Annotated in this window: 10 protein-coding genes, 2 tRNA genes and 1 rRNA gene; 10 read left to right on the forward strand and 3 right to left on the reverse strand. The window is 66.0% G+C overall.

The features are described from left to right. Positions 1-28: 28 nt before the first annotated feature. Positions 29-1,285 carry an SAM-dependent methyltransferase gene (locus MLG_RS01590; protein WP_041717865.1) on the reverse strand — a complete coding sequence of 419 codons (1,257 nt, stop codon included), beginning with the start codon at positions 1,283-1,285 and terminating at the stop codon, positions 29-31. A gap of 129 nt (positions 1,286-1,414) precedes the next feature. On the opposite strand from MLG_RS01590, the gene trxA reads away from it, so the two are divergent. Both trxA and fnr read left to right on the forward strand, forming a co-directional pair. Further along, positions 1,415-2,278, forward strand: coding sequence for a thioredoxin (gene trxA, locus MLG_RS01595; protein ID WP_011628069.1), 864 nt, complete (start codon positions 1,415-1,417; stop codon positions 2,276-2,278). A gap of 124 nt (positions 2,279-2,402) precedes the next feature. Beyond that, positions 2,403-3,191: a fumarate/nitrate reduction transcriptional regulator Fnr gene (fnr, locus tag MLG_RS01600; RefSeq protein WP_011628070.1), complete on the forward strand. Its 789-nt coding sequence runs from the start codon at positions 2,403-2,405 to the stop codon at positions 3,189-3,191. A gap of 74 nt (positions 3,192-3,265) precedes the next feature. On the opposite strand, the gene MLG_RS01605 is transcribed toward fnr, so the two are convergent. Continuing rightward, a complete protein-coding gene (locus tag MLG_RS01605) occupies positions 3,266-3,718 on the reverse strand; it encodes an Hsp20/alpha crystallin family protein (RefSeq protein ID WP_011628071.1) in 453 nt (150 codons plus the stop codon). A gap of 158 nt (positions 3,719-3,876) precedes the next feature. Between MLG_RS01605 and MLG_RS01610 the strand changes: the two genes are divergently transcribed. From MLG_RS01610 to MLG_RS01630, 5 genes are all read left to right on the forward strand, one after another. Continuing rightward, positions 3,877-4,713: a hypothetical protein gene (locus MLG_RS01610; RefSeq protein WP_011628072.1), complete on the forward strand. Its 837-nt coding sequence runs from the start codon at positions 3,877-3,879 to the stop codon at positions 4,711-4,713. 15 nt (positions 4,714-4,728) lie between these two features. Further along, complete coding sequence (locus MLG_RS01615; protein ID WP_011628073.1) at positions 4,729-5,595, forward strand: ion transporter; 867 nt, start codon at positions 4,729-4,731, stop codon at positions 5,593-5,595. A gap of 115 nt (positions 5,596-5,710) precedes the next feature. Then, on the forward strand, positions 5,711-5,911 hold the full coding sequence (locus MLG_RS01620; protein ID WP_011628074.1) for a heavy-metal-associated domain-containing protein: 201 nt from the start codon (positions 5,711-5,713) through the stop codon (positions 5,909-5,911). Then, positions 5,911-6,201 (forward strand): metal-sensitive transcriptional regulator, encoded by a 291-nt coding sequence (locus tag MLG_RS01625; RefSeq protein WP_011628075.1) that lies wholly within the window; start codon positions 5,911-5,913, stop codon positions 6,199-6,201. Before MLG_RS01620 ends, MLG_RS01625 begins: the two co-directional genes overlap by 1 nt. Positions 6,202-6,222: 21 nt before the next feature. Then, on the forward strand, positions 6,223-8,688 hold the full coding sequence (locus MLG_RS01630) for a heavy metal translocating P-type ATPase (RefSeq protein WP_011628076.1): 2,466 nt from the start codon (positions 6,223-6,225) through the stop codon (positions 8,686-8,688). Here MLG_RS01630 and MLG_RS01635 read toward each other — a convergent pair. Further along, positions 8,685-9,497, reverse strand: coding sequence for a DUF1365 domain-containing protein (locus MLG_RS01635; protein ID WP_049753502.1), 813 nt, complete (start codon positions 9,495-9,497; stop codon positions 8,685-8,687). The two genes, MLG_RS01630 and MLG_RS01635, sit on opposite strands and share 4 nt — an antisense overlap. A 515-nt stretch (positions 9,498-10,012) precedes the next feature. Between MLG_RS01635 and MLG_RS01640 the strand changes: the two genes are divergently transcribed. The 3 genes from MLG_RS01640 to MLG_RS01650 all read left to right on the forward strand — a co-directional run bounded on the left by MLG_RS01640 (position 10,013) and on the right by MLG_RS01650 (position 11,952). Next, positions 10,013-11,551: ribosomal RNA gene (locus tag MLG_RS01640) — 16S ribosomal RNA — on the forward strand. A 78-nt stretch (positions 11,552-11,629) separates the two neighbouring features. Further along, positions 11,630-11,706, forward strand: a tRNA-Ile gene (locus tag MLG_RS01645). A 170-nt stretch (positions 11,707-11,876) separates the two neighbouring features. Beyond that, a tRNA-Ala gene (locus tag MLG_RS01650) sits at positions 11,877-11,952 on the forward strand. The last annotated feature ends 114 nt before the right edge of the window (positions 11,953-12,066 follow it).

The following is a 12,066-nucleotide window of genomic DNA, read 5'->3' on the forward strand; positions in this document are numbered from 1 at the left end:
CATCGGCCCCGCCGCAGGCCGTGTCGGGCTAGCCTGTGCGCTTGACCGCCTTTAACCCCTGGCGGTCCTCACCATCCAGAGCGGCCAGGCGGTCCTCCGCCTCGCTGATGTAATCGCGGGTCAGGGGCACGGCCCGGCGGTCGCGGCTGAGCTGGATCTGGAAGACCATATGATCGAGGTGGCGGAAGGCCGCCTCGCTGGCCAGCAGGTAATACTCCCACATGCGGCAGAAGCGCTCGTCATAGAGCGCTTTGATGCGCTCGCGGTTGGCGACGAAGCGGTCGTGCCAGGCGCGAAGGGTTTCAGCGTAGTGCAGGCGGAGGATCTCCACATCGGTGACCCAAAGGCGGGACTTCTCCACGGCCCGTAGCACCTCCGAGAGTGCCGGGCAGTAGCCGCCCGGAAAGATGTACTTGGCGATCCAGGGGTTGGTGCGCGCCGGCGGGCTTATGCGGCCGATGGCGTGGATCAGGGCGATGCCGTCCGGTTTCAGCAGCCGGCGCAGATGGCCGAAGAACTCGCGGTAGTGGGTGACGCCGACATGCTCGAACATGCCCACCGAGACAATCCGGTCGTAGGGACCCTGGCGTTCGCGGTAATCCTGAAGCTCGAAGGCGACGCGATCATCCAGTCCGGCCTCCTGCGCCCGCGCCCGGGCGACCCGCAGTTGCTCGGTGGAGAGTGTGACCCCGGTGACGTTGACCGGGGCATAGCGGGCTAGCGACAGTCCCATGCCGCCCCAGCCGCTGCCGATATCCAGCACCTCTTGGCCCGGTTCCAGGCAAAGCTTGGCGGCGATGTGCCGCTTCTTCTTCTGCTGCGCGGTTTCCAGGCTTTCGTCGCCATTCTGGAAGTAGGCGCAGGAGTACTGCCGGTCCTCGTCCAGAAAGAGGTCGAACAGCTCGTCCGAGAGGTCGTAATGGTGGGCGACATTTCGCCGCGCCCGCCCCAGCGGGTTAAACTGGGCCAGATAGCGCAGTGGGCGTAACAACCGGCGTTGCACTTGGTGCCAGCGGGTTTGCTCCAGCTCCCGCAGGGCCCGGCAGGCGATGGCCAGGAGGTCGCGCAGGGTGCCCTCCTCGAGCTGGATGCGTTGGTCCATCCAGGCCTCACCCAGTTCCAGGTCCGGTCGCACGCCGAGCCGGCGGACGGTCCGCCAGTCGTTGATGCGCAGGGTGACCTTCGGGGGGGCTCCGGGGCCGAATGTACGTTGCCGGCCATCCGGGAGGATGACCTTGAGCCGTCCCTCGGTCACAATGCGGTTCAACAGGTGTGCCAAAAGCATCGCCACCTCCTTCGGCGGCCGGAGGCCTCCGGCCTGGTACCGCCGGCCGGCTGTCGGTTGTCAACTCAATCTGTTATTCAGGATAGATTCATTTCGTCGGTAATGCCGATACACAATCCGGGAGTGCCTGTGACGAACTCACCCTATATTGTTGATATCACCATGGATAACTTCCAGTCGGAGGTGCTGGAAGGGTCCATGCAGCAGCCTGTCCTGGTGGACTTCTGGGCCGAGTGGTGTGAGCCCTGCAAGACGTTGATGCCCCTGCTGGAAAAGTTGGCGGAGGAGTTCCGCGGCGCGTTCCGGCTGGCGCGGGTCAACTGCGACGAGCAGCAGGCCATCGCCGCCCAAGTGGGGGTCCGCAGCCTGCCCACAGTCATCCTGGTATCACAGGGCCAGGTGCTGGATCAGTTCACCGGTGCCCTGCCGGAGGGGGAACTGCGCCGCTTTCTCGAGCAGCATGTAGAACCGCCGCAGGCCGATCCCCTGGAGCAGGCGCGCGAGCACTTGGCCGCCGGCGAGCCGCAGGCCGCCGTGCCCCTGCTGGAGGCGCTGCACGGGCAACGCCCGGACGACCAGGACGTGGCCCTGGAGCTGGCCCACGCGCTGATGCAGGCCGGGGAGCCGGATCGGGCCGAGGCCATCGTCGCGGAACTCCCCGATGAGGCCCGGCACGACCCGCGTTGCAAGGGCATCAAGGCCCGGCGGGCCTTCGCCGAGCAATTGGCTGATCTGCCCGGGCGTGAGGCCCTGGCCGCCCGTGTGGAGCAGGACCCGCGCGACAGCGAGGCCCGCCACGGCCTGGCCCTGCACCAGGTACTGGCCGGCGAGCACGACGCCGCCCTGGAGAACCTGCTCTGGATCGTTCGCCACGACCGGGCTTGGGACAACGACCGCGGTCGGCAGACGTTGTTGGCGGTCTTTGATCTGCTCGGCGCCGACGACCCGCTGGTGCGTCAGTACCGCAGCCGGTTGTTCCAGAGCCTGTATTGACTCCGGTGACGGGGCCCGCGACGTTCTGCCAGGCACCCGGCTTTGTACCGGCCGGCCCAATGGCGGTATTCTGTTGTGCAGATTTCATGCGGGCCGCGCGGCCGGCCGCCAGCGGGGTATCCAGATGGCGCAATGGCAGGGAGAACGGGTAGTGCAATTGGCAGGGTCGAGAGGCGCCTGTAGCGACTGCTCCCTGTTCAACCTTTGCCTCCCCAAGGGGCTGGACAACGAACATGTCCAGCGTCTGGATGTGATCCTTCAGCGCCAGCGCCCGCTGGCCCGGGGGGATGTGCTCTACCGGGAGGGGGACGAGTTTCGCACCGTCTACGCGGTGCGGGCCGGGTCGCTTAAGACCTATACCATCTCCCGCGAGGGTGAGGAGCAGGTCACCGGCTTCCATATGCCTGGGGAGATGCTGGGGCTGGACGCGGTCAGTCTGGGGGCGCACCCCTGCGAGGCCAAGGCCCTGGAGACCTCCAGCATATGTGAACTGCCCTTCCACGAGTTGGAAGAGCTGGCCCGGGCCATTCCGGCGCTCCAGCGTCAGTTGCTGCGCTTGATGAGCAAGGAGATCTTCCAGGACCACGAAATGCTCCATGCACTGGCACGCCGTAACGCCGAGGAGCGCCTGGCCATCCTGCTGCTGAACTTCTCCCATCGTTTTGCCCGTCGCGGGCTCTCCGCTACGCGTTTCCGCTTGCCCATGTCCCGCAGTGACCTGAGCAATTACCTCGGCCTGGCCCCCGAGACCATGAGTCGCCTGTTCAAGCGTTTCCAGGGGCAGGGCTGGCTGCACAGCCGCGGTAAGGAAATCACCCTCAAGGACATGGCCAGTCTGGAGCGCCTGGCCGGGCATTGCCAGGAGCGCCCCTGTGATCGGCCCGATCTGTCCCGCCCCTCAGGTGGCGGGTAGCGGGCGGGCACCCACGTAATGAGGCCGCGGGCGAGAACGCCACGCGGCCCCGGTTTACAGCAGGCAGGCCCCGCTTACTCCGACTTGACTTCAATGCGCTGCGCCGGTGGTGCCACCTTCTTGGGGACGGTGATCTCCAGCACCCCGTTGCGCGAGCGCGCCGCGATGTTGTCCGCGTCCACCGACTCGGGGAGTGCGAACCGGCGGTAGAAGGTGCCGCGGGCCCGCTCGACACGTTTCCACCCCTCTTCGCTCTCGGTGCTCTCGGACTCGCGGGAGCCCTTAATGGAAAGCACCCCCTGATCCATGCTGATCTCGATATCCTCCGGGGCCACCCCGGGCAGATCGGCATGGATGTGGTACGCCTTGTCGTCCTCGGAGATATCCACCGCCGGCAGCCACTGGCCGGCCGACTCGGCATTCTCGCCCTCGCCGGCGGTAATCATCCCGCGTTGTCCGAACATCCGGTCCAGGTCGGTCTGGATCTGGCGCAGGGTGGACCACGGGTCATAGCGCATGATGGCCATATCCATCACCTCCTAAATTCAGGTCATTACCATGGTGTCCCCAGGGCGTCGCCCTCATTCCTGTAGATAGGGTGGCGCGGCCGTTTTTCAAGTGGCGTACTGCCACAGTGTGCGTGGTAAGGTTTGCCCTCTGAGCGACGATGGGGACAGGCGCGGCTATGAGATGGCGAGTCTGGCAGGGTGTGGTGCTGGCGGCCTTGCTGCTGGTGGTGGCGGGGCTTGCCGTGCAGGCGTGGGCGAATCGTGAGGGCCGGCAGGCACTGGACGATGCGCTTGACGGCCTGCCCGCCGAATGGTCCGCGGACTATGAAGAGGCCTCGGTCAACCTCTGGACCCGTCGGCTGCATGTCTTCGGGCTGACGGTGGGGCACGAGGATCAGCCGCCCCTGCGGGTGGATGAGTTGGTGGTGGTGGATCTGGACCGCGCACACAGCCCGCCCCGCCACATGCGCCTGCGGGCGATAGGCCTGCACGGCAAGCCGGCGGAAGGGTGGCCGGTGCCGGCGGCAGCATGGTCGGATGATTCGGCCGAATGGGCCTTCGCCTACCGCTACGACCCGGAGGCCCGGTCACTGCAGGTGGAGGAATTCCGACTGACCGTGCCGGGGCGGGGCTGGGCCGTCGGGCGGCTGCACCTGACTCGCTTCGACCTGGAGGAGACGCTGACCACCCATGCCCTGAGCCTCCCGGAGTTTGAGGTGGCCGGGCTGACCCTGCGGTACCGGGATCAGGGCTTCTTCCGCCGGCTGGCGGATGAGGGCCGGACGGAACCCATGATTCCGTTGGTCCAGGGTTGGGCCGCCCGGTTTGATGAGCCCTTCTTCCTGGAGACCGCCGAGGCGGTGTCACTCTTTTTGCGCGATCCGGTGGCCCTGGAGCTGCAGGCGCAACCCACCGAACCGGTCCCCCTGCTCGACCTGGTGGCGATGGCCATGGTCAGTCCGGAGGCGATCCCGGCCCGGCTCGAGGCGCGGGTGCGCGCGCTGCGGGAGTAATTGCGGGGGTAGGCGATGAGCGAGCGGCAACCGGATTTGGTGGGGCATAAAGTACAGCACCCGGAGGATGAGACCCTGCGTGGTCGCCTGGCCTGGTTTATCGACCGGCCGGGGACGCAGTACTTTATCGTCGGCCTGATCCTGGTCAATGCGATCACCCTCGGGCTGATGACCTCGCCGGAGGTCACCGCCTACCTGCAGCCCTGGTTGGGCTGGGTGAACACCTTTATCATCGCCGCCTTCGTGGTGGAGATCTCCCTGCGAATCATCGCCGATGGGCCCCGGTTCGTGCGCAGCGGTTGGAATCTGTTCGACTTCTCCGTAGTGGCGATCTCTCTGGTGCCGGACTCTGGGGCCTTCTCGGTGCTGCGGGCGCTGCGCATCCTGAAGGTGTTGCGACTGTTCTCGATGGTCCCGCGCCTGCGCAGGATCGTCGAGGCGTTGCTCCGCGCCATCCCGGGGATCGCCTGGATCGCCCTGCTGCTGTTGGTGATCTTCTACGTGTTCGCGGTGATGGGGACGAAGCTCTTTGCCCAGAGCTTCCCGGAGTGGTTCGGCACCCTCGGGGCCAGCATGTACACGCTGTTCCAGGTGATGACCCTGGAGAGCTGGTCCATGGGCATCGCCCGCCCGGTGATCGAGGCCTACCCCTGGGCCTGGATCTATTTCGTAAGCTTTATCCTGGTCTCCTCCTTCACGGTGCTGAACCTGTTCATCGGCATCATCATCGAGAGCATGCAATCCGCCCACTGGGAGGCGGAGGACGCCAAGCGGATCGAGCAGGAGCAGCGGGCCCACGACGAGCGCCTGGAGATGCTGCAGTTGATCCGCGATCTCAGCAGCAAGGTCGACCGGCTGGAACGTCGCTCCGGCAAGCGGTAACCGAAGGGCGGGGCGCGGCTGTCGCTCGCGGATACCGGTTGACTGGGCGGGCGTGCTGGCCCTATTGTTGTCCCCAGCCCCACCCCAGGAGGGGTGAGTTATCCAGGAGGTTGCCATGAAACTGAAGGTCGAGGGCATGAGTTGCGGGCACTGCGAAAAGGCGGTGCGTGAGGCGCTGGCAGCGGTGCCCGGTGTGGAGGGCGTGGTCCGGGTCTCCGCCGCAGAAGGTGAGGCGGAGATCAGCGGCCAGGCCGAGCCCCGGGCGTTGGTGGCTGCGTTGGACGAGCAGGGCTTCGACGCCTGCGTGGAGGAGTGATGGCCGGCTGCTGCCAGCGGTTGCGTCTGGATGACGGCGCCCGGGAGGATGCACGCCAGCGGCTGCGTTCGGTCCGCGGCCACGTGGACGGCATCCTGAAGATGCTCGACCACCCGGACACCTACTGCGTCGATGTGCTGAAGCAGATCAAGGCGGTGCAGGGTGGCCTGGACCGGGTCGGGGGGCTGGTGCTTCGCGCCCACCTACGCGACCACGTCACCACGGCCAATGAGCGGGGTGATGTGGAGGAGATGGTCGAGGAGCTGATGGAAGTCCTCAAATACCGCTGATCGACGACGCCCGGAGGGCCGATGAGCACCGAAACCGGTAACGCACGGGGATTCGACCTGGGCGTGCAGGGTATGACCTGCGCCTCCTGCGTGGCCCGCGTGGAGCGGGTCCTGGGGCGGGTGCCGGGGGTGCGCTCCGTGAGCGTCAACCTGGCCACCGAGCGGGCCCGGGTGGAGGCCTCGGAGGGGCTGGAGCTGGGGGCGCTGCTGGATGCTGTCGGCAAGGCCGGCTTTGAACCGGTGGTCCAGGATCTGGACCTGACCGTGGAGGGCATGACCTGCGCCTCCTGTGTTGGCCGGGTGGAGCGGGTGCTGGCGCGCCAACCCGGGGTGATTTCCGCCTCGGTCAACCTCGCCACCGGCAAGGCGCGGTTGCGCACCCTGCCGGGGGTGGCGGAGCCGCAGGCGCTGATCCGGGCGGTGGAAAAGGCCGGCTTTGGTGCCGTGCTGGAGACCGACGAGACGGAGCCCGGGGGCCCATCGCCCGCAGAGCGGGAACTGCAACAGCTGCGCATCGCCAAGCGGGTCGCCCTGCTCCTCACCGTTCCCCTGGTGATGATCGCCATGGGGCCGATGATGATCCCGCCGCTGGCCGAGGTGATGCACCGGCTTCTGCCGCCGGCGGGCTGGCGCTGGGTCGAGGCCGTGCTCGCCACGCCGGTGTTGTTCTGGGCCGGTGCGCGCTTCTTCCGTCACGGCTGGCCGGCGCTGCGCCGGCTCAATCCGGACATGAACAGTCTGGTCATGCTCGGTGCCTCCTCCGCCTGGCTCTACTCCATGTTGGTGCTATTGGCGCCGGGGCTGTTTCCGGAGGCCGCGCGCGGCGTCTACTTCGAGGCGGTGGGCGTCATCGTCACCCTGATCCTGGTGGGGCGCTACTTCGAGCTGCGGGTGCGGGGCCGGGCCTCCGACGCCATCCGTCAGCTCCTGGCCCTGCAGGTGCGCGAGGCCCGCGTCCGCCGGGAGGGTGGTCTGGTCAGTGTGCCGCTGGAGGCGCTCCAGCCCGGCGATGTGGTGGTGGTGCGCCCCGGCGAGCGCATCCCGGTCGACGGCGAGGTGCTGGACGGCGGCAGTTACGTGGATGAGTCGATGGTCACCGGGGAGCCGGTGCCGGTGGAAAAGGGCGTCGGTGCCTCGGTGGTGGGCGGGACCGTGAACGGCTCGGGCAGCTTCAGCTTCCGCGCCACCGGCATTGGCGAGGACAGCGTGCTGGGGCGGATCGTGCACATGGTCGAGGAGGCCCAGGCCTCCAAGCCACCGATTCAGGCCCTGGTGGACCGGATCGCCGGGGTCGTGGTCTGGGGCGCCATCGCCATCGCCCTGGTGGCCGCGCTGATCTGGTTCGCCGTCGGGCCGGGGCCGCATTACGCTCTGGTCACCGCTGCCAGCGTATTGCTCATCGCCTGCCCCTGCGCCATGGGCCTGGCCACCCCCATGGCCATCATGGTCGGTTCCGGGCGCGGGGCCCGCCAGGGCATCCTGTTCCGGCGCGGGGCCGCCTTCCAGGCCATCGCCGGGGTGGATACCGTGGTGGTCGACAAGACGGGTACCCTCACCGAGGGCCGGCCTGCGCTCACCGAATTCGAACGCCATGGCGGTTGGTCCCAGGACGCGCTGGCGCCCCTGGTGGCGGCCCTCGAGTCCCGTAGTGAACACCCGGTGGCCGAGGCCATCGTGCGCGGCCTGGACGACCCGGGCGAGCGGGTGGTGGAGGGCTTCACCGCCCACGCCGGGCTCGGGGTCGAGGGCCGGGTGGAGGGGCGCCATCTGCAGGTGGGGGCGGATCGCTACATGAGCCGCTCGGGGCTGGACCTTTCCCCCTTCGCCGACCGCGCCCGGGCGCTGGCCGATCGCGGTCGTACGCCGTTGTACGTGGCGGTCGACGGGGAATTGGTCGCGCTGCTGGCGGTGGCCGACCCGGTCAAGAGCGGCAGCCCGGAGGCGGTCCGGGCATTGAAGGCCTTGGGCCTGCGCGTGGTCATGATCACCGGTGACAACCGGCGCACCGCCGAGGCCGTGGCGCGGGAGACCGGGATCGAGGAGGTGATCGCGGAGGTCATGCCCGAGGACAAGGCCCGCGAGGTGGGAGCGCTACAGGCGGCCGGTCACAGTGTCGTGTTCGTCGGCGACGGCATCAACGACGCGCCGGCCCTCGCCCGGGCCGATGTGGGCATGGCCATCGGCACCGGGACCGATATCGCCATCGAGGCCGGCGAGGTGGTGCTTATGTCCGGCGACCTGCGAGGGGTCGCCGCCGGCATCCGTTTGGCACGGCGCACCTTCCGGACCATCCGCCAGAACCTGTTCTGGGCCTTCTTCTACAATATCACCCTGATGCCGGTGGCCGCGGGGTTGCTCTACCCCGCCTTCGGGCTGTTGCTCTCGCCCATGATGGCGGCCGCGGCCATGAGCCTCTCCAGCATCCTGGTGGTGAGCAACAGCCTGCGCCTGCGCCGTGCCCGGCTCGGTGGCCCACTCGAGGTCTAGCGGGGCGGGCCTTGTCCGCCCCGGGTGATGTGGCGCTGCGGCGGCGCCGGCCGGGGGTGGTAGCGTCCGCCCCGCAGCCAGATCTTCAGCGCCTGCCAGTGGATGGCGGCAAGCGTCCCGGCACCGCCCGGCAGTGGTCGGGCGAGGGCCCGCAGCAGTGCCGGGCCGGTCAGGGGGCGGCGGCTGCCCGTCTGCACCGCGGTCAGGGTGTTCTCCCCCTCCCGGCTATAGCGAATCCCCACCGTGAGCCGCGCCTCGTCCATGCGGATGCGGAAGTCGTACTCGCCGGCCAGCGGCAGAAAGGGCGATACGTGGAAACATTTGCTGGCCCGACTGCGCACCGCACCGCCCAAGTCCGCGCCCTGCCGATGGAGCAGATAGCCGTGCCGGTCGCCGAAGGTGTTGTGCACCTCCGCCAGCACGGCCAGCAGTCGCCCATCCCGGTGCCAGCCAAACCAGAGGCTCAATGGGTTGAAGCCCACCCCCAGCACCCGCGGTTGCATCAGGAGCCAGGCCGGCCCGCCGGCCCGGTCCAGGCCCTGCCCGGCCAGCACCCGGTCGAACCAGGGGCGCAGCGGTGAGCCGTCGCACGGCCCGTGGTCGCGGTCGTGGAAGCTCACCAGGCCCCTCCGGTTGTACCGGACCAGCCCGGTGCTCTCCGGCAGGGCCGCCAGCCGATCCAGGTTTACCAGCAGGGCCCAGTGGCTATACTCAAAGCGATAGCCGGGCGCGGTCCTTCGTCGGTGCATCACCCGCCCCGGAAAGAGCCACGCGGGCGCCTCGGCCAGGGTTTGTATAAGGTTTGTCATAGTACGCATCATGCGCCCGCGCGGCCGGCCTGCCAAGCCCTTGCGCACCGGTTTTCCCTGACGGATCCATGGCTTGCCCCGTTGGCGCGGGAAAGGGGTTTGACACCGCGCATGCAGGCCCTATAATGCCGCCTCTCGTCACGGCGAGGCGGTGATTTCGCCGGTCTCTGGGGTTGTTCTCCGGGGGTGCGACGAGAGGGATTGACAAGGGGGTGCGTCGGTGTAGAATGCGCGCTCTTGAACGGCGGCCAGGGAGGCTGCGAGGCCCTACGGGGCGGGCCCTGAGGGGTGCCAGGGAGGGTTGACAGGCTGTCATGTTGCGGTAAGATATGCAGCCCTTGCGAGGCGAAGGCCTTGCGCTCTTTAACAAGCTGGATCAGATGATTTGTGTGGGTGCTTGCGCTGTGAGGCTCTGTGGTGCAGAGACTTATCGGCACAAGTATCTTCCGTCAAGAGAGATGCTTGCGTGTCGAGCTGGAATTAGCTGATGCCTTCGGGTGTTGGCTTAAGAGATTGAACTGAAGAGTTTGATCCTGGCTCAGATTGAACGCTGGCGGCATGCCTAACACATGCAAGTCGAGCGGTAACAGGCCCTTCGGGGTGCTGACGAGCGGCGGACGGGTGAGTAACGCGTGGGAATCTGCCCTTCGGTGGGGGATAGCCCGGGGAAACTCGGATTAATACCGCATACGCCCTACGGGGCAAAGTGGCCCTCTGATTCAAGGTCACGCCGAGGGATGAGCCCGCGTCCGATTAGCTAGTTGGTGGGGTAAAGGCCTACCAAGGCGACGATCGGTAGCTGGTTTGAGAGGATGATCAGCCACACTGGGACTGAGACACGGCCCAGACTCCTACGGGAGGCAGCAGTGGGGAATATTGGACAATGGGCGAAAGCCTGATCCAGCAATGCCGCGTGTGTGAAGAAGGCCTGCGGGTTGTAAAGCACTTTCAGCAGGGAGGAAAAGCTTACGGTTAATAGCCGTGGGTCTTGACGTTACCTGCAGAAGAAGCACCGGCTAACTCCGTGCCAGCAGCCGCGGTAATACGGAGGGTGCGAGCGTTAATCGGAATTACTGGGCGTAAAGCGCGCGTAGGCGGTTCGATAAGTCGGGTGTGAAAGCCCCGGGCTCAACCTGGGAATTGCATCCGATACTGTCGGGCTAGAGTCTGGTAGAGGGCAGTGGAATTCCGGGTGTAGCGGTGAAATGCGTAGATATCCGGAGGAACACCAGTGGCGAAGGCGACTGCCTGGACCAAGACTGACGCTGAGGTGCGAAAGCGTGGGTAGCAAACAGGATTAGATACCCTGGTAGTCCACGCCGTAAACGATGAGAACTAGCCGTTGGGTTCATTTATGGACTTAGTGGCGCAGCTAACGCATTAAGTTCTCCGCCTGGGGAGTACGGCCGCAAGGTTAAAACTCAAAGGAATTGACGGGGGCCCGCACAAGCGGTGGAGCATGTGGTTTAATTCGATGCAACGCGAAGAACCTTACCTGCCCTTGACATCCTCGGAACCAGCCAGAGATGGCTGGGTGCCTTCGGGAACCGAGTGACAGGTGCTGCATGGCTGTCGTCAGCTCGTGTCGTGAGATGTTGGGTTAAGTCCCGCAACGAGCGCAACCCTTGTCCCTAGTTGCCAGCGATTCGGTCGGGAACTCTAGGGAGACTGCCGGTGACAAACCGGAGGAAGGTGGGGATGACGTCAAGTCATCATGGCCCTTATGGGCAGGGCTACACACGTGCTACAATGGCCGGTACAGAGGGTTGCCAAGCCGCGAGGTGGAGCTAATCCCAGAAAGCCGGTCGTAGTCCGGATCGGAGTCTGCAACTCGACTCCGTGAAGTCGGAATCGCTAGTAATCGCAGATCAGCAATGCTGCGGTGAATACGTTCCCGGGCCTTGTACACACCGCCCGTCACACCATGGGAGTTGGCTGCACCAGAAGCAGGTAGTCTAACCTTCGGGAGGGCGCCTGCCACGGTGTGGTCGATGACTGGGGTGAAGTCGTAACAAGGTAGCCGTAGGGGAACCTGCGGCTGGATCACCTCCTTTAAAGAGAGCGCTGCAGTTCTTGCGGTGCGAGCATCCAACACAAGTCATCTGATCCAGGGTTAAGTCTCGAGACCAAGCGGGTCTGTAGCTCAGTTGGTCAGAGCGCACCCCTGATAAGGGTGAGGCCGGTGGTTCAAATCCACCCAGACCCACCATTATTAGGGCACGGCGATCGTGAGCTGGGCCGATAGGGTCGGCAAGGTAGCTGGCGCAGGATTTTTGCCGGCTGGCAAGGCGCGACGATCCGGGTTGAGGGAGCGTACATAAGTACGCGACCGAAAGCCGGAGAAGGCGCAACGCGGCCAGGCGGTAAAAAGACAAGTCAGGGGCCATAGCTCAGCTGGGAGAGCACCTGCTTTGCAAGCAGGGGGTCGTCGGTTCGATCCCGACTGGCTCCACCATTATTGAGCGGGCGTGGTCGCGTTTAAGGGGTTCACAGGCCAGCATCTGATTTGGATCGGGTGCTGGCCTCTGAGCCTTAAGTGGGCGAAGAGACTGATCTTTAACAATCTGGA

It is taken from the genome of Alkalilimnicola ehrlichii MLHE-1 (assembly GCF_000014785.1).
Lineage (GTDB): Bacteria > Pseudomonadota > Gammaproteobacteria > Nitrococcales > Halorhodospiraceae > Alkalilimnicola > Alkalilimnicola ehrlichii.